The 18535-nt window shown below is 31.8% G+C and carries 14 protein-coding genes; 11 read left to right on the forward strand and 3 right to left on the reverse strand.

What is annotated here, in order from left to right; translation table 11 throughout:
• The first annotated feature begins 38 nt into the window (after positions 1-38).
• From SYNTR_RS01125 to cls, 10 genes are all read left to right on the forward strand, one after another.
• Positions 39-953 carry a heme o synthase gene (locus SYNTR_RS01125; RefSeq protein WP_156202782.1) on the forward strand — a complete coding sequence of 305 codons (915 nt, stop codon included), beginning with the start codon at positions 39-41 and terminating at the stop codon, positions 951-953.
• A 310-nt stretch (positions 954-1263) separates the two neighbouring features.
• The gene (gene gatC / locus SYNTR_RS01130) at positions 1264-1548 is read left to right on the forward strand and encodes an Asp-tRNA(Asn)/Glu-tRNA(Gln) amidotransferase subunit GatC (protein ID WP_156202783.1); all 285 of its coding nucleotides are present in this window, start codon (positions 1264-1266) and stop codon (positions 1546-1548) included.
• Positions 1549-1565: 17 nt separating this feature from the next.
• Entirely contained in the window at positions 1566-3023 is a 1458-nt protein-coding gene (gene gatA / locus SYNTR_RS01135; protein ID WP_156202784.1) for an Asp-tRNA(Asn)/Glu-tRNA(Gln) amidotransferase subunit GatA, read from the forward strand.
• Complete coding sequence (gene gatB / locus SYNTR_RS01140; protein WP_156202785.1) at positions 3024-4466, forward strand: Asp-tRNA(Asn)/Glu-tRNA(Gln) amidotransferase subunit GatB; 1443 nt, start codon at positions 3024-3026, stop codon at positions 4464-4466. It abuts the gene before it with no gap.
• Between the two features lie 4 nt (positions 4467-4470).
• The gene (nifV, locus tag SYNTR_RS01145) at positions 4471-5679 is read left to right on the forward strand and encodes a homocitrate synthase (RefSeq protein ID WP_156202786.1); all 1209 of its coding nucleotides are present in this window, start codon (positions 4471-4473) and stop codon (positions 5677-5679) included.
• Positions 5645-6901, forward strand: coding sequence for a 3-isopropylmalate dehydratase large subunit (locus SYNTR_RS01150; protein ID WP_156202787.1), 1257 nt, complete (start codon positions 5645-5647; stop codon positions 6899-6901). Before nifV ends, SYNTR_RS01150 begins: the two co-directional genes overlap by 35 nt.
• Before the next feature lie 15 nt (positions 6902-6916).
• Positions 6917-7417 (forward strand): 3-isopropylmalate dehydratase small subunit, encoded by a 501-nt coding sequence (locus tag SYNTR_RS01155; protein WP_156202788.1) that lies wholly within the window; start codon positions 6917-6919, stop codon positions 7415-7417.
• Between the two features lie 34 nt (positions 7418-7451).
• Positions 7452-8726, forward strand: a complete 1275-nt coding sequence (gene icd, locus SYNTR_RS01160) for an NADP-dependent isocitrate dehydrogenase (RefSeq protein ID WP_197079145.1) — start codon at positions 7452-7454, stop codon at positions 8724-8726.
• Between the two features lie 109 nt (positions 8727-8835).
• On the forward strand, positions 8836-9717 hold the full coding sequence (metF, locus tag SYNTR_RS01165) for a methylenetetrahydrofolate reductase [NAD(P)H] (protein ID WP_156202790.1): 882 nt from the start codon (positions 8836-8838) through the stop codon (positions 9715-9717).
• Positions 9718-9896: 179 nt separating this feature from the next.
• On the forward strand, positions 9897-11444 hold the full coding sequence (gene cls, locus SYNTR_RS01170; protein WP_243140208.1) for a cardiolipin synthase: 1548 nt from the start codon (positions 9897-9899) through the stop codon (positions 11442-11444).
• A gap of 157 nt (positions 11445-11601) precedes the next feature.
• On the opposite strand, the gene SYNTR_RS01175 is transcribed toward cls, so the two are convergent.
• Positions 11602-12429 (reverse strand): DegV family protein, encoded by an 828-nt coding sequence (locus SYNTR_RS01175; protein ID WP_197079146.1) that lies wholly within the window; start codon positions 12427-12429, stop codon positions 11602-11604.
• Positions 12430-12638: 209 nt separating this feature from the next.
• Complete coding sequence (locus tag SYNTR_RS01180) at positions 12639-15818, reverse strand: PAS domain-containing hybrid sensor histidine kinase/response regulator (RefSeq protein WP_156202792.1); 3180 nt, start codon at positions 15816-15818, stop codon at positions 12639-12641.
• Between the two features lie 375 nt (positions 15819-16193).
• Here SYNTR_RS01180 and SYNTR_RS01185 point away from each other — a divergent pair, with 375 nt between their 5' ends.
• A complete protein-coding gene (locus SYNTR_RS01185) occupies positions 16194-17396 on the forward strand; it encodes a stalk domain-containing protein (RefSeq protein WP_156202793.1) in 1203 nt (400 codons plus the stop codon).
• An 82-nt stretch (positions 17397-17478) separates the two neighbouring features.
• On the opposite strand, the gene SYNTR_RS01190 is transcribed toward SYNTR_RS01185, so the two are convergent.
• Complete coding sequence (locus tag SYNTR_RS01190; RefSeq protein ID WP_156202794.1) at positions 17479-18363, reverse strand: LiaI-LiaF-like domain-containing protein; 885 nt, start codon at positions 18361-18363, stop codon at positions 17479-17481.
• Positions 18364-18535 lie beyond the last annotated feature (172 nt).

Below are 18535 nucleotides of genomic sequence, written 5' to 3' on the forward strand. Positions count from 1 at the left end.
GGGGAAGGTTTCAGGGGTTAGCTTTAGGGGAGGTTTTTATGAGAGAAAATGACCTTTATGTAGAAAAGAATGAAGTATCATTAGACAAGATATCAGTTATAAAAAGTTATATTGAAATAACAAAACCAGGTTCAGTTTTTTTGTTGGTGTTTACAGCTTTAGTTACAATGCATATGGCTTCGGTATATTATGATTTTACTTTTGGTCAGTTTACCATTGCATTTTTAGCAGTAACATTAGCTTGTGCAGGTGTTAATACAGTTAGTTGTTATGTAGATAGAGATATAGATGCGATTATGGATAGAACAAAGCATAGACCTATACCATCAGGAAGAATTTCTCCTGAAAATGCACTAGCATGGGGGTTATTCCAGTTTATTATTGGGATTATTCTTGCTTTAACTTTACACTGGATAGCGTTTGTTTGTTTAGTATTAGGCATGGTAGGTTATGTTGGAATTTATAATATGTGGTCTAAGCGTAGAACTTCTTTAAACATTATACTAGGTGGTTTTACAGGAGGATTACCGGCATTATTTGGTTGGACGGCCATATCTGGAAAAGTTGAGCTTTTACCGGTATTAATTGCTGCTTTAGTAGTTTTATGGATTCCTAATCATATATGGAATTTAGCCATATTTTTCAAAGATGATTATGCTAAGGCAGGAGTTCCAATGTTACCAGTGGTTTCAGATGTTAGTAAAACCATTTTGTATAGTTTAATAAGTACTGTACTAATGTTTGCAATATCTATAGGTATTTATTTTGCTGGTAATATGGGAGCTATTTATTTATATACTGCATTAGTTTCAGGAATAATAGTTGTAGTTGGCAATTTATATTTATATTTTAGACATTCTGATACTAAAGCATGGTTTTTGTACAAGCTTTCTAGCCCGTATTTGTTTGTTATATGTTTGGCTATGATTTTAGATACTATGTATATAATCTAATAATAGTTATTAATTTAATTAAGAAAGGAAAGCATAGCAAAGCTTTCCTTTTTTGTGTATTTCTTTAATTTTGTAGCTAACTTATAAAATCTAATTATGTGCAGGCTATATTAAAAAGGGAAACATTAGTTTAATATTAACGTTTAGATGGTATTTATTTTAGAATTATGATTGAATATGATGCGTATAATTTAGATAGCATATATAGGTTTAATTTGAGGTAAAATTGAAAAACATTAGTTAATTGTGTATCTTTTTGGTATAATATTGTGCGTAAATGTTTGGTGGATAAGTGAAGGAGGTAACAAAGATGGCACTTACTATAGAACAGATTGAACATTTAGCTTTACTTGTTAGATTAAATCTTACAGAAAATGAAAAACAAGATTTTGCTAATCAACTAAGCTCAATATTAAATTATGTTGAAAAACTTAATGAAATTTCAACTGATGATGTTGAGCCACTTACTCATATATTACCAGTTTCAAATATTTTTCGTGAGGATGAAGTTAGACCAGGCACCCCTAGGGAAGAGTTATTAGCAAACGCTCCTCTAGTAGAAGAAGGATGTTTTAAAGTCCCCAAAATTTTATAAACAAGGAGGAGTACTTTATGGAGCTATTTGAATTAACTGTTTATGAACTGCAAGAAAAAATTAAAAAAAGAGAAATAAGCTCTGAAGAAATTGTGAAATCAATATATAAGAGAATAAATGAAGTTGAAAATACCATAAAATCATTTATAACATTAGCTGATGAGAAAAATATATTAGAGAATGCAAAAAAAATAGATGCCAAGAATGAATATAATGGTTTAGCAGGTATTCCATATGCTTTAAAGGATATTTTTTGTACATCTGATTTTAGAACTACTTGTTCTTCTAAAATGTTGGAAAATTTTGTTCCTACCTATAATGCATCAGCTACTGTTAAATTAAGAGAGCAGGATGCTATACTTATGGGGAAATTAAACATGGATGAATTTGCTATGGGCTCTTCAACTGAACGGTCAGCTTTTCATCTTACATGTAATCCTTGGGATTTAGAAAGGGTGCCAGGAGGTTCTTCAGGAGGCTCTGCTGCAGCTGTTGCTGCGGGAGAAATACCGTTTGCATTAGGAACTGATACAGGGGGCTCCCTAAGACAGCCAGCAGCATTTTGTGGTGTTGTTGGTTTGAAGCCAACTTATGGTAGAGTATCTAGGTGGGGAGTAATTGCATTTGCATCATCTTTAGATCAAGCAGGTCCAATAACTAAAGATGTTAGAGATACTGCAATAATAATGAATGAAATAGCGGGGTATGATTCATTAGATTCAAACAGTTTAGATGTAGAAGTTCCAGATTATACACAATTTCTTAACCAAGATATTAAGGGCTTAAAAATAGGATACCCCAAAGAGTATTTCCAAGAATATGTTACCCAAGAAGTTAAGGATGCTGTAATAAATGCACTTAAAAAATATGAAGAGTTAGGGGCAGTGGTTGAGGAAGTTTCATTACCTTATACCGAATATGCTTTGCCTGCATATTATCTTATAGCTCCAGCAGAAGCTAGTGCTAATTTAGCTCGTTTTGATGGAGTAAGGTTTGGTTATCGAGATACAAATGCAGAAAATGTACTTGATATGTTTAAGCAATCAAGGTCGGCTGCATTTAACAATGAGGTGAAAAGAAGAATATTGTTTGGCACAAATAGTTTAAGATCGAATAATTATGAAGACTATTATTTAAAAGCTCAAAAAGTTAGGCGTCTAGTAAGAGATGATTTTACAAGAGTTTTTAAGGATTATGATGTAATTGTTGCACCTACTACACCAACAACAGCCTTTAAGATAGGTGAACAAATAAATCATCCTATAATATTATATTTAAATGATATTATTACTGTACCAGTGAATTTAGCAGGGTTACCTGGTATGTCTATACCTTGTGGATTTTCTGATGGATTGCCCATAGGAATGCAGCTAATTGGCAAACCATTTGATGAGGGTACCCTCATTAAAGCTGGGCATGCTTTTGAGCAAAGCACAGATTATCATAAAGCTAAACCAGCAGTGGGGGTGAAGTAAATGGCTTATGAGACAGTAATAGGGCTTGAAGTTCATGTTGAACTAAAAACTAAGACTAAAATATTTTGTGGATGTTCTACAGATTTTGGAGCTGAGCCAAATACTCAAGTTTGCCCTAGTTGTGCGGGGTTTCCCGGCACAGTTCCAGTACTTAATAAAAAAGCTGTTGAGTTAGCTGTAAAAGCAGGACTTTCTCTAAACTGTGAAATAGCGAATTATTCTAAGTTTGATAGAAAGAACTATTTTTATCCTGATTTACCCAAAGCTTATCAAATATCACAATATGATTATCCTATTTGTGGTAAAGGGTATATTGATATAGATATAAGTGGAGAAAGTAAGAGAATAGGTATAACTCGTGCACATTTAGAAGAAGACGCAGGAAAACTTGTTCATCAAGGTAGTATTACAACAACTACATCATCACTTGTTGACTTAAACAGATCGAGTGTTCCCTTGTTGGAAATAGTTTCAGAGCCAGAAATGAGAAGTGGTATTGAAGCTCGTTTATATCTAGAAAAACTGAGATCGATATTACTATTCGCTGGGGTATCAGATTGCAAAATGCAAGAGGGGTCACTGCGTTGTGATGCTAATGTGTCAGTTAGACCTTATGGTCAAGCAGAGTTTGGAACAAGAGTAGAAATTAAGAACTTAAACTCTTTTAAAGCATTAGAAAAGGCAATTGAGTTTGAAGCAAAAAGACATGTAGATGCTATAGAAGATGGTGAAGAACTTATTCAGGAAACACGAACGTGGGATGATGAAAAACAGGTTACTAAATCCATGAGAACAAAAGAAGATGCTGAAGATTATAGGTATTTCCCTGACCCAGATTTACCACCTATAAAGCTTAACGAGGCGTTTATCAATGATATAAAAGAAAATTTGCCAGAACTTCCTGATGAGGCTCAAAAAAGGCTAGTAGAAAAATATAATCTACCTAATTATGATGCTTCACTATTAACTATGACACCAGATGTATTGACATTTTTTGATGAATGTATGAAAGAATACGAAGATGCAAAAGTTGTTTCTAATTGGATGATGGGAGAATTGACTCGTCTATTAAACCAAAATAATATAGAACTAAGTGAATCAAAAATAAATCCAGAACATCTTATAAATATGCTTCAGCTTATAAACAAAGGAACTATAAGTGGTAAAATGGCTAAGACTGTATTTGAAGAGATGTTTAACTCAGGTAAAGATCCAGAAGCCATTATAAAGGAAAAGGGTTTAGTTCAAATTTCTGATGAGGAAACCCTTTTAGCTACTATAGAAGAAGTAATAAACAATAACCCTAAAGTATTAGAGGATTATAAAGCAGGGAAGGAGAAAGCATTCGGATTTTTCGTTGGACAGGTAATGAAGGCAACAAAAGGCCAAGCTAATCCAGCGATAGTAAATAAACTGCTTAAAGAAAAACTAAACGGGGAGTGATAAAATGACATGGAACACTATGAACAGGGATTGGTTCCTTGAACAAGGATCAAAGGTATATATGGTTGATACAACTCTTCGCGATGGTGAACAAACTGCCGGAGTAGTTTTTGCCAATGAAGAAAAGCTCCGAATAGCAAGATATTTAGATAGTATAGGCATAGATCAGATCGAAGCAGGAATACCCGTTATGGGTGGTGGCGAAAAGGAATGTATAAAGCAAATAGTTCAAATGGGATTAAAATCAAGCATTATGGCATGGAACAGAGCAGCTATCGGTGATGTAAAGGAGTCTATAGATTGTGGAGTTGATGCTGTAGCAATTTCTATATCTACATCCGATATTCACATTGAACATAAACTAAAGACATCTCGAAATGATGTCTTAAATAGAATGTCTGATACTGTTAAGTTTGCTAAAGATAAAGGTCTTTATGTATCGGTAAATGCAGAGGATGCATCCAGATCTGATGTAGAGTTTTTAACAGAATTTGCACTTGTAGCCAAGCATGCAGGAGCAAATAGGTTAAGATTTTGCGATACAGTAGGCACACTAAATCCTTTAACAACTTATCGTTATATAAAGACATTAATAGATGCAGTAGGAATAAACATAGAGATGCATACTCACAATGATTTTGGTATGGCTACAGCTAATTCTTTAGCAGGAGTATATGCAGGAGCAAATTATGTAGGAGTTACTATAAATGGTCTTGGTGAAAGGGCTGGCAATTCTTGCTTGCAGGAAGTTATTATGGGCATGAAATATTTAATGAATTTAGATTTACATTATGATACCAGTCTATTTAGAGAGGTTGCTGAATATGTTGCTCGGGCTTCTGGTAGAAAGCTTCCAGCAAGTAAACCTATTGTTGGTTCAAACATATTTGCTCATGAATCTGGTGTCCATGGTGATGGTGTACTAAAAAACCCGCTTACTTACGAAGTTTTTACACCTGAAGAAGTAGGGCTAGAAAGGCAAATAGTAATAGGCAAACATTCGGGGACTGCAGCTGTACGCTCTAAATTTCTTAATGAATACCAAATAGAGCTTGATGATGAAGAAGCACAAGATATTCTTGCTAGAATTAGGGCTGCCTCAATTAATTTAAAAAGGTCGTTATTTGATAAAGAACTAATATATATATATGAGGAATTTTTGAGAGAGAGGGGAAAAAATGGGCAAAACAATAGCGGAAAAAATATTATCTAAAAAAAGTGGTCAAAATGTTAAAGCAAATGATATAGTCATTGCTGATCTAGACTTTGTAATGGGGCAGGATGGAACTTCACCTTTAGCAATAAGAGCATTTGATGAGATGAAAGCATCTAAAGTATTTGATCCAAATCGAGTAGCGATGGTTATTGACCATAGTTCTCCTAGTCCATTAGAAGGTGTATCTGAATTACATCAGCAAATGAGGACTTTTGCTAATGACAAAAATATTATTTTATATGATATTGGTGATGGTGTATGTCATCAGTTAGTTCCTGAGCAGGGACATGTAGTCCCTGGGGATTTAGTGATTGGAGCAGATTCACATACTTGTACTTATGGTGCGATAAATGTATTTTCTACAGGAGTTGGGTCAACAGATCTGGCTGCTGGGATAATATCAGGTAAAATATGGTTTAAGGTGCCTGAAACATTTAAGTTTGTACTAAATGGTAAACTACCTAAAGGAGTTTATTCTAAGGACTTAATTTTATACTTAATTGGAGATGTTACGGCAGATGGTGCCACTTACATGGCAGCTGAATATGTTGGAGAAGCAATAAAAGAGCTATCAATTGATGATAGGTTTACTATTAGTAATATGGCTATTGAAATGGGTGCAAAATGTGGCTTAATGGAAGCTGATGGTAAGACTATAGAATGGGTTAAGAAACATAGTGATAAAGACTTTGAAACAGTAAGTGCCGATACAGATGCTGTATATGCACAAGTTAAGGAATACGATGTTTCTAATTTAGAGCCTCAGATTGCAAAACCCCATACAGTTGACAATGTTTCACCTATTAGTGAAGTTGCTGGTTTACCAGTGCAACAAGGTGTTATAGGCACTTGTACTAATGGCAGATTGGAAGATTTGCGTATTGCAGCAGAAATTTTAAAAGGCCAAAAAATAAATAAGGATAGTCGTTTAATTGTTGCTCCTGCCTCACGTAATATAATGCTTCAAGCAATGAGAGAAGGGACTTTGGAGGTTCTAATAGAAGCAGGTGCAGCAGTTGTTACTCCTGGTTGTGGACCATGTGTTGGAACTCATAATGGAGTACCATCAGATGGAGAAAATGTTATATCTACTGCTAATCGCAATTTTAAAGGAAGAATGGGCAATAATAAGGCATTTGTATATTTAGGGTCACCAGCTACAGTTGCAGCATCAATGATAACTGGCAAGCTAACAGATCCTAGGGAATTTATTAAGTAGGTTAGGAGGAGAAGAATGGAGTTAAAAGGGAAAGTTCACAAATTTGGTGATGATGTAAATACCGATTATATAATATCGGGAAGATATAAATTTAAAACTCTTGATATGAGGGAATTGGCCAAACATGTAATGGAAGATTTAGATCCAGACTTTTACTCAAAAGTTAGCAAAGGCGACTTTATAGTAGCGGGTACCAATTTTGGTTGTGGTTCTTCTAGGGAGCAAGCACCATTAGCTATTATAAATGCGGATGTTAGTGCTGTTATAGCAAAATCATTTGCTAGAATTTTTTATAGAAATTGTATAAATACAGGTCTGCCTCTTATAGAATGTGATACTGACCAAATAGATCCAGGAGATGAATTAGAAGTGGATTTACATGGAGGTATATTACACAATAAAACTAAAGGGATTGAAATACCTATAACACCACTCCCTGAGGTTATGCTGAAAATACTTTCTGATGGTGGTTTAGTGGAACACTTTAAAAAATATGGTACCTTTAAATTTGATTAAATAAGTTAATATGCAATGTTATGTAAGGAGGTAAATGAAATTGGCAACCGGAGAAAAAATAACTGTTAATAATGGAGTTATAAATGTTCCAAATCATCCTATTATACCTTTTATTATAGGAGATGGCACTGGACCAGATATATGGAATGCAGCTTCAAGGGTGATAGATGCAGCTGTAGCTAAAGCTTATAATGGTGAAAAAACAATTGAGTGGAAAGAAATATTAGCTGGTGAAAAGGCATATAATGAGACTGGTGAGTGGCTTCCTAATGAAACATTAGAAGCAATTCGTGAATACATAGTAGCTATAAAGGGGCCTTTAACAACTCCAATAGGTGGTGGAATTAGGTCATTAAATGTAGCTTTAAGACAAGAACTTGATTTATATGTTTGTCTTAGACCAGTACGCTATTTTCAAGGAGTACCATCACCATTGAAAAAACCTGAAGATACTGATATGGTTATTTTCCGTGAAAACACAGAAGATATATATGCTGGAATTGAGTATGCAAATGGTAGTAAAGAAGTAGATAAGCTTATAAAGTTTTTACAAGATGAGTTTGGTGTTAATAAAATAAGATTTCCAGAAACCTCAGGTCTTGGAATTAAACCTATCTCTGTAGATGGAACCAAGCGTTTAGTAAGAGCAGCCATTGAATATGCAATTAACGAAGGTCGTAAGAGTGTAACCTTAGTACATAAAGGCAATATAATGAAATTTACTGAAGGTGCATTTAAGCAATGGGGTTATGATGTTGCTGAAGAGGAATATGGAGACAAGGTGTTTACTTGGCAACAATATGATAAAATTGTTGAAGATAAAGGCAAAGAGGCAGCAAACAAAGCTGAAGATGAAGCTAAAGCAGCTGGTAAAATAATAATTAAAGATTTAATAGCAGATAACTTTTTACAACAAATATTACTTAGACCTCAAGACTACGATGTAGTTGCTACTATGAACCTCAATGGTGACTATATTTCAGATGCATTAGCAGCTCAAGTTGGTGGAATTGGTATAGCACCTGGTGCTAACATAAACTATATAACTGGACATGCTATATTTGAAGCTACCCATGGTACAGCTCCTAAATATGCTGGACAGGATAAGGTTAACCCATCATCAGTTTTACTATCTGGTGAAATGATGCTACGTCACTTAAATTGGCATGAGGCTGCTGACTTAATAATAAAATCAATGGAAAAGACAATATCCAGTAAAGTTGTTACTTATGATTTTGCACGTGGTATAGAAGGGTCAAAAGAAGTAAAAACATCTGAATTTGCAGATGCCTTAATTAAAAATCTTTAAGTTATTTTAATAAAATTAAAAACTCTGGATAATTGAGTTGTTATCCGGAGTTTTTTTTAATATATTAGTAAATATATGTTTATGTAATAAAGTTTTTGGAGTGGATTATATGAAAATAGTAGAGATGTATGAGAGTAAGAAACCGGTATTATCATTAGAAATTTTTCCTCCTAAAATGGATTATCCATTAGAAACAGTATTTAAGACATTAGATGAACTAAAAAAATTAAATCCAAAGTACATTAGTGTAACCTATGGAGCTGGAGGAAGTAATAGGGGAAGAACAGTTGAAATTGCTTCAAGGATAAAAAATGAATATAAAATTGAGTCATTAGCACATTTAACATCTATTGGACATAGCAAAGAAGAAGTTTATTCGATTTTAAATGAACTGTTAAATGAGAACATAAATAATATTATGGCATTAAGAGGTGATATTCCAGGAGGTGTGCAAGAATTTGATATTAAAAATCAAGAATATATGTATGCTTCAGATTTAATAAAAGATATTAATAAACATAGTGGTGACTTTGGTATTGCTGCTGCTGCTCATCCTGATGGACATCCAGAATGTTCACGATTAAGTTATGATCTAAATAATTTAAAGCAAAAGGTTGATAGTGGTGTAGATTTTTTGACTACGCAATTATTCTTCGATAATCGTATTTACTATGACTTTATTGAAAAATGTACTCAAATAGGCATTAATTGCCCAATTGTCCCTGGAATTATGCCAGTTTTGAATGCAAAGCAAATTAGAAGAATAATTTATCTATGTGGAGCATCAATGCCAGCAAAATTACTAATATTAGTTGATAAATATGAAAATAACCCAGAAGATATGCAAAAAGCTGGTATAGAATATGCTAGTCGACAAGTAGAAGATTTAATTAAAAACGGTGTACCAGGTGTACATTTATACACAATGAACAAATCTCAACAAATTGCTGAAATAGTCCAAAATGTAGGGTTAGAGATAACAACTAAGTAAAAAAATTCTAATAACGCTAAAAAGATATTCACTGTGTTAAGTTGTCAAGCATATGCCGTTAAATGATGTTTCCTCTAGGTAAAAGAAATTATTATCATTATTGGTGGCGTTTGTTATAATTAAATTGCAAATTATATTAGATTGTTATTGGTTATGTAAATTTAGGAAAGAGGCTACGCATGAATAAAAAAATAATTTTAAATATAATTATTTTTTCTTTCTTAGTAATGTTAGCCGGTATTATTTTATATTTTCATATTCCAGATATGACTATAAATTTAAAAGATATAAATTTAGCTACTAGTATTGTTTCAGCATTTTTTTCATTAACAATTATTTTTATTGCTATTACAATATTTTTAGAAAAACATGATTCGAATAAAACGGTAGCATGGTTATTAATATTAGCTGTTTTTCCAGTTGTAGGATTTATATTATATTTATTTTCAGGGCGCAATATTACTAGGCGACACTTTTTTAACAAAAGAAATAGTTATGATTTAGAGGTTCCAGATGAAATACTAGAATATCAATTAAAACATTTGCAGGAAGGTAGTTTGTTTAACCAAATTGAACTTGACAAATATAAAAATTTGCTTACTCTTTTACTAAACAATGGCAGATCACCTTTTACAACTAACAATGCGACAAAAGTACTTAATAATGGTGATGAAGCATTTCCGGAAATATTTAGATGTATAGAGCAAGCAACTCATCACATACATGTTGAATCATTTGTTATAAAAGATGATGAATTAGGTAGACAGTTTAGAGATGCTTTAATTAAAAAAGCAAAACAAGGTGTCAAAGTTAGAGTATTATATGATGGTGCAGGTAGCTGGAAGTTAGGTCGAAAATACATCAAACCACTTGAAGATGCGGGTGCTGAAGCTGTTTGTTTTGCACCGATTTTTATACCGTATCCTGGTTATAGGGTGGATTACAGAAACCATAGAAAAATAATAATAATTGATGGTAATGTTGGATTCGTAGGTGGGCTAAACATTTCTGATGATTATGTTCATAAAGGCCGTTTGGGTTTTTGGCGTGATACCCATTTGAAAATAGAAGGCGAAGCAGTAATGTTTTTGCAAAGAGTATTTGTGAAAGATTGGCTATTTGCAACTGGTGAAAATATACAAAACCTTTGTTATTTTAACACTTATAAATATTATGGTTATGAACTTATACAGATAGCAGACAGTGGACCTGACTCACATTGGGAATCAATCAGTCAGGTTTATTTTGTTGCCATGGCAGCTGCAACTGAAAAAATATATTTTTATACTCCTTATTTAGTTCCAAATGAGTCAATATTAACAGCTTTAAAAACAGCCGCTCTAGGAGGAGTAGATGTAAAACTAATTGTTCCAGGAACACCAGATAAATTTATAGTTTATTGGGCTACAAAGTCATATTTTGAAGAATTACTTGAAGCTGGAGTTAAAATATATCAGTACCAGAAGGGGTTTGTTCATTCAAAGGTATTAATTGTAGATGGGGTAGTAGCTTCAGTAGGAAGTGCTAATATGGATATACGAAGTTTTCAGCTTGATTTTGAACTTAATGCAATAATATATAAAAGCCTACGAATTGAAGAACTAGAAAACGACTTTATTGAAGATATAAAAGATAGTAAAGAAGTTAGTTTATCTGATTATAAAAATAGAAACCTATCAGATAAATTTAAAGAATCAGTAGGCAGATTACTTTCCCCATTATTATAGTAAATAAAGATGAATATGAATATATACGTTAAAAAACAAATGAGGGAAAGCCTATCTTTCCCTCATTAATTGCATGATAAACATGTTTGCTCGGCCGATTCCATAGCCTTAGCTTAGCTTTTTGCAGTTAAACCAAAATTAAATTATTATTAATTATCTAATAATACGCTATACCAACAGTACCTGGACCTACATGTGAACCGATTACTGGACCTGGTTCGGTTACCACTATAGGTCCTGTATAGTGTGCCCTTAAAATTTCTTCTAATATTTTAAGTTCTTCTAAAGCATCTACATGTAATAATGAAATTTTTTCAATTTTATCAATATCAGTAATAAGATAATCCATCATTTTATGATAAGCTTTTTGGCTAGTTCTAACTTTTTCATGTAAACTAATTTTACCATCCTCTAAAGTTAAAATAGGCTTCATTTGTAGTATATTACCTAAAAAACCGCTTAGATGACTAACTCTGCCGCCACGCACTAGGTATTCTAGATTTCCCACAGCAAAAAACAGCTTACCATTCTGCTGAATTTTGTATATTTCATTAATAATATTTTCAGTAGTTTCATTTGAGTCTAACATTTCTTGAACTTTATAAATTTGAAAACCTAAGCCAATAGCTGCTGACTTAGAATCTACAAGATGTATTTTAATATTATCAGTCTTTAATAAATCCTTTGCCATTTCTGCAGATTGATACGTACCAGATAAAGCAGCAGACAAAACAATAACAAAAGCCTCATCACCTGGCTTTAGCTGTTCATATATTTCTAGAAATTCACCTACTGCTGGCTGAGATGTAGAAGGGAATATTTTTTCATTTCTTAATCTATTATAATAAGTTTTGTTATCATAATAACCTTCTTTAAATACTTCATTTCCAAGATGTACATTTAAAGGTACAACTTTAATGTTATTTTCTTTTATATAGTCATCTGGCAAATATGCTGTACTATCTGTAATTACAACCCTCATCATTGCTAACCTCCTTGTTGTCGAAAAATTCTGAATAATAACTAGCTTATAATACATATTTTTATAAACACTGTCAATAAATAATATTATTATAAAATATTTTATATGCTAGAGCTTGTTTAGAAAAGTGTAAAAAATAGAAAAGGAAACTATTGTTCCCTTTTCTATTATATAGTATTTTTACCTTTCTTTTTTCTTTTATAAAATCAGTATTAAGACACTTCTGAATTGATGTTTTCAAAATTGTTTTGTAATCTATTTGCTAATATTGGTAGTTTTGAATAATTGCCTTCAGTTGCTGCATTTTCAATAAATTCTGCGGTTTTTGATAGACTTGTATATCCATACATACCTGCTGTTCCTTTAATATCATGACTTATACTTTTTATTAAGTTTTTATCTTTTGTTTTAACTGCATGATCTAATTCATTTATCATTTCCCTCATTATTTCTATAAACTCAGGTATTAAGCTATCTATTAACTGGTTTGAATCATGATGTGTAGCTTTTTTTCTTAAATATTCGTGATTAGTAAATTTTTTAATTTCTTTAATAAGTTGTTCAGTTTTAAAAGGTTTTGCTACATATGAATCACATCCATAGGATAAACATTTTTCTTTATCTCCTGTCATTGCATTTGCAGTCATAGCTATGATAGGTATATGCTTTAAATTTTTATTTTGTTTAATAATTTGGGTTGCTTCATATCCATCCATTAGAGGCATTTGCATATCCATAAGTATAATATCAAATGAATATCTTTTTAGAATACTGATACATTCTAATCCATTATTTACTGCTTGTACTTCAAATCCATAATTACTTAAAGCCTGTCCTACAATACTTTGATTAAGCTCATTATCTTCTACTATTAAAACTGATATGGGAATGAAACCATTAAACAAATCATTGTCATCATATAAATTAATCTGCTCAGGTAAACACTCATGCATAGTCTCGTTAACTGTATCTACTGGTATTTGGAATGTAAATACAGACCCCTTATTTACTTGGCTTCTAACTTCTATTGTTCCGCCCATTAATTCTATTAATTTATTACAGATATATAAACCAAGACCAGTGCCTCCATATTCTCGTACTGTAGAACTATCGCCCTGAGTGAATGGGTCAAATATGAAAGGCATCTTATTTTCTGGTATTCCAATACCAGTATCGGTTATTGAAATGTATAACCAATTTTTATCGTCTGTAGTAGTTTGCCAATCAGTTTCTATATTTATATATCCTTTATGAGTAAATTTAACTGCATTATATAAAAGATTAGTTATTATTTGGCGCAATTTTATTTGATCTGTATAAATTTGTTTAGGGTCATAATCTATATTTATCTTTAAGTCTAAGCCTTTATCTCTAAGTGATGGCTCAATGACACTAATACATTTTTTTAGTAAATCAGTTATATCAGTTGGTTCAGGGTTTAACTCTATTAGTCCAACTTCAATTTTAGATACATCTAATATTTCATTAAGTAGCTGTAGAAGTTGTCCACCACATTCGCGAATTATTTTTACGTTTTCTACTTGTTCTTCACTTAAGGCATTTTGTTCTAATAAATCAGCACACCCTAAAATACCTATCATAGGAGTACGTATTTCATGACTCATATTTGCTAAAAATTGACTTTTTGCCACATTCGCACTTTCAGCTTTTCTGCGTGTTTCAACAAGTTCTGTGATATCTGTTGAAATAATAGTTATACCAGTAATAATATCATCTTGTCTAAGTGCATCTATTCGATGCATAAATGTTCTATCTTTATTATTTACTAAAAATGATGTTTCCTCTTGCCAACTTTCACCTGAGAGAACTAAGTTTTTTATCATTTCTAGTTTTTCAAGTGGAAGATTAACAATATCCAAAATATTTTGTTTGTATAGGAATTCTGATGATAGACCAAATAATTTTTCAGCTTGTCTATTAATATAAGAAAAATTTCCATCAGTATCCAATACAATTATACTTTCTTGTATATTAGCTAATAAATGAGCTTGATATTTAATTTTATCTTCAGCTAACTTTCGATCATTGATATCTATTATGTTAGTTTCAATTACTTGCATATTAGGATTATAACGTGCATAAAGCTCAAAATACTTTATTGTTCCATCTTTACAAAGTCCTTTCATTTCAAACTGACTTACAAAATGGTTATCTTTTAATAGAGACATTAGATGATCTCGATCTGATTTATTAGCCCAAAAATTTAGCGATGGTTTTTCTATTAGTTCATCTTTTCTACTATAGCCAAACATTTCAACTAGTTTTTGATTTACCATATATGTTATTGAGCCATCAATAGAGGTTGTAATTAATCCTACTTGAGCATTGTCATAGAGTGAACGATATTTTTTTTCAGAATCTTGTAAGAGCTTTTGGGTTATGTACTGCTCTGTAATGTTGTTTGCTATGAATAGCCACCCATTTATCCTATTGTTTTTGTCAAAAATTGGCTGGGCAATTTCACTAATATAAATATATTGATCAGGAAGCTGCATTTTATAATTAAATTTAAATTGAGTATTTTTAAAATTTGCTTGCTTTATTTTTTCTTGACGTTCTTGTTCATCTTTCCAATCTACCCAATCAGATGTATGTGTGCCGATGAATATTTCAGGATCCATTCCTAATTGGTTTTTAACTGCCTGATTAATATAGGTAATACACATGTTCTTGTCGGTTTTATAAATAATGTTATATGAGTTTTCTACTATGTATCTATATCTTTCTTCTGAATGCTTTAATTTTTCTTCCATTTCTATGCGCTCACTTATATTACGGGCAGTTGTAATAATTTTAACTTTTGAGTTTTTGGCAATAGGTGTAGAAGACATTTCTAGGTGGATATAATTGTCGTTTTTACATAGGCACCTTATTGTAATAACTGGTATAGAAAAAAACTTATTTTCTTTTTGCTTTTCAATAAGAGCATGTAGTTCTTTTATTTTTTCTCTATCTTCTGGATGTATAAGCTCAATGAGGTTTTTATGTTTTATTAATTCATCTGTTGTATAACCTAGAATATTTTCAACTGTATTACTAATGAAGGTAATTCTTTTTTTATTGATATCAAATATAAAAATTATTTCAGTTAACATGTTAATTAATGATTGATAATCGTTATTATTAAATCTTAGAGAGCTTGGTTTTACAATATTATAAATGGCTTTTTCATGGAGTGAATTAGTAAGCTCCATATAAATTAAAACTATGGTACTTAAAGTGATTAAAACAAGAGGTATGATAATTATGTCAAAAAATGAACTACTAAGGCCTTGAATTGCCATAATACGTTCAGCTAATACAATGATTACGATTATACTTAGTAATAAAAGTGCTATACTTAATCTATTTCGATTTATAATGTGCATCATTTTCTTGTCCCCCCATTAATCTCCCCATACTGACATCCAAATTAAGCGTAAATATACGATACACTATAAATGGCAAAAATCTTGTCTCCTTATGACTCCATTACAGCGAAATTTTTTAGATTTAATGACGAACACGGTCTAAACTAGTAAAAATTAATAATATTAGTCTATAAATATTTTTAAACACGGTTATAGAGTGTTTGATTTTCAACAGCTGTAAGTTTGTAACCATAATTTTGTAGTATATATAAGGTAATTTTTTCAACAATTCTTGTCGAAAAAAAAGGATTAAGCCATGTTGATAGGGAATATGTTCAATATCTGTAAAAACACTTCATTTAAGGTAAGCTTTTATTATTTGCGGGAGGGATAGAATTGAGTCGTTTTAAGTATTTTAAGGTAATAGCCCTAGTAACATTTTTTGCTTTTATGTTTCCGTTATTAATGTTTTCAAAAAATGTAGATGCTAATTTACCAGTTAAAGTTTTTGTTGATGGTGTAGAATTAGAAACCGATGTTCCACCAACTATAATTAATGATAGGACAATGGTTCCACTAAGAGCAATTAGTGAAGGACTAGGTATGAAGGTGGATTGGTTAGAAGAAGATAGATATGTAATTATTGAAACCAAAAAGGAAGAGACACCTAAAGAGATACTTACAAGTGAAGAAATTTTTGAGCAAACTATTTTTGGAGAATCATTTGCTACTTCAAAACAGATAACGAAGGTAGCTTTAAAAGAAGGTGTGGTCAGAATATATCCTAATATTTCTGATAATGAATTAGATTACTATGTAACTAGGGCTCAAATTAATGTAACTGCTGATAAGAATGAGCTTACTACAGAAGAAGTTAAGCTTTTAAATAAGATAATTACTAAGAATTCAAGTGAATTTAAAAATTTAACATCAGCTAAAAAAGATGAATACCTTAGCTCTATTGCAACTACTTATTATAAACTAGCACAACTTTATTTAGATGTCGGTGAGGACTATGGTATTAGAGGAGATATAGCATTTTTCCAAGCAGCACATGAAACAGGTTGGTGGAGGTTCGGAGGAGATGCCATTGTAGATCAAAATAATTATTGTGGTTTAGGGACCACTGGTAGTGTAAAAACTGAAGAAGATATTGACATTAGGGGAGCGGATCCAAATCGAGTATGGTATAAACCTGATACTAAACATGGAGCATTTTTTGATAAACCTGTTACTGGTGTAGAGGCTCAAATGCAACATTTATTTGCGTATGCTTCAACCAAATCTTTACCCTCAGATAAAGAGCTTGTAAGCCCGCGTTTTAGATTAGTTAATCGAGGAAGTGCTCCTAATTGGATAGATTTAGGAGGTAAATGGGCATTCCCGGGTTATTCAAGAACTAGTTATTCTAGTTTAGAAGAAGCTATGAGTGCTAATGATACATATGGTCATACTATATTGAAGCATTATATGAAAATACCGGATCTTACTAAAGCTGTAAAAGAATTAACACTGGAACAGAGGATTGAACAGTTAGAAAAAGAAAACCAAGAGCTTAAATTGGAAAATGAAAGATTAAGAGGCCTACTCTATAAATAAACCAATAAAAAAGCAGTCTAGAAGAAAACTATATCTAGACTGCTTTTTATATTGTCGAAAAAAGAGATGACAGACACCATACTTAGTGGATAATATTTATTCTTGATATTCCCGAACTTAATTCAATATAAATTTTCGATTCGGCTTTTTCATAATTACTTGATACCACATAATCTTCTTTTTCAAACCACTCTCCAGCCCAGTTTTTTGTGGCAAGGGGGGCATTTACCTTTGCTTTAACACCTGCACTAGAAGGTACCTTGATATCAATATTGGATGCACCTGTATCTATAAATACGTTTGATTCGGTATTTTTTGCAGATAGCTTAATATCTAAATTAGTTGCTCCCGAATTAATATCTAGCTTATTTATAATAAGGTTACTTAGATCTAAATTTGCGTTTGAAGCTCCATTATTTAAAGTGATATCCCATGGGATGTTATCATAAAGGTTTAAGTTAAAAACATTCTTAACGTTATTAGCATATTTAAGCTTCATATAAATTTTGGCTGTATCATTAATATAATCCTCATCTAATATGAAAGAACCTTGATGAGATATAATTCCAGATAATAGTTTACCCTCTGAAGAAGAAGCCATATTTATAGTTCCTTGATCAAAATCAATAACTAATGATGATGTTTCAGCTTTTTTATCATGAGAAACAGCAAAACTTTCACTTTTAGTTGCTGGGTTTGTATAAAAATACCCTATAAATGATGAATTTGGATATGGAAAAAAATTAGCTGTTAGTGGTAATAAAATAACAACCATCCAAAGTATTATCTTGAGAACTATTTTTCTACTAAGTAAAATATTTAGGCCAATAATTATAAATAAAAGGGGCCAGTAGCTTATATAAAATGCAAGTATTGGCCAGTTTATAATATTAAATGTATTTAATAAAAGCATGGTACCTATTACAACGAGAAGAATGCCTGCAAATAAACGATTATTGTTTTCCATAAAAAATGTTCCTTTCTAGAAGAATAAGTAGTTGATTCTGCTGCAAAAAGTAACTACAAAAAACATAAGACTGAGCAAACATGTTTATCTAAGTTCTTAAGTAGCAAGGTGTGGTGAAATGATCACGTCTAAGTGTAAATAAAATAAAAATCATTTTAGATAATAAGTGCTA

Source organism: Candidatus Syntrophocurvum alkaliphilum (assembly GCF_009734445.1).
Lineage (GTDB): Bacteria > Bacillota > Syntrophomonadia > Syntrophomonadales > Syntrophomonadaceae > Syntrophocurvum > Syntrophocurvum alkaliphilum.

Coding starts and splice junctions, on each gene's coding strand:
- SYNTR_RS01125 (WP_156202782.1), top strand. CDS start 39: ATGAGAGAAAATGACCTTTATGTAGAAAAGAATGAAGTATCATTAGAC.
- gatC (WP_156202783.1), top strand. CDS start 1,264: ATGGCACTTACTATAGAACAGATTGAACATTTAGCTTTACTTGTTAGA.
- gatA (WP_156202784.1), top strand. CDS start 1,566: ATGGAGCTATTTGAATTAACTGTTTATGAACTGCAAGAAAAAATTAAA.
- gatB (WP_156202785.1), top strand. CDS start 3,024: ATGGCTTATGAGACAGTAATAGGGCTTGAAGTTCATGTTGAACTAAAA.
- nifV (WP_156202786.1), top strand. CDS start 4,471: ATGACATGGAACACTATGAACAGGGATTGGTTCCTTGAACAAGGATCA.
- SYNTR_RS01150 (WP_156202787.1), top strand. CDS start 5,645: ATGGGCAAAACAATAGCGGAAAAAATATTATCTAAAAAAAGTGGTCAA.
- SYNTR_RS01155 (WP_156202788.1), top strand. CDS start 6,917: ATGGAGTTAAAAGGGAAAGTTCACAAATTTGGTGATGATGTAAATACC.
- icd (WP_197079145.1), top strand. CDS start 7,452: ATGAAATTGGCAACCGGAGAAAAAATAACTGTTAATAATGGAGTTATA.
- metF (WP_156202790.1), top strand. CDS start 8,836: ATGAAAATAGTAGAGATGTATGAGAGTAAGAAACCGGTATTATCATTA.
- cls (WP_243140208.1), top strand. CDS start 9,897: ATGAATAAAAAAATAATTTTAAATATAATTATTTTTTCTTTCTTAGTA.
- SYNTR_RS01175 (WP_197079146.1), bottom strand. CDS start 12,429: ATGATGAGGGTTGTAATTACAGATAGTACAGCATATTTGCCAGATGAC.
- SYNTR_RS01180 (WP_156202792.1), bottom strand. CDS start 15,818: ATGATGCACATTATAAATCGAAATAGATTAAGTATAGCACTTTTATTA.
- SYNTR_RS01190 (WP_156202794.1), bottom strand. CDS start 18,363: ATGGAAAACAATAATCGTTTATTTGCAGGCATTCTTCTCGTTGTAATA.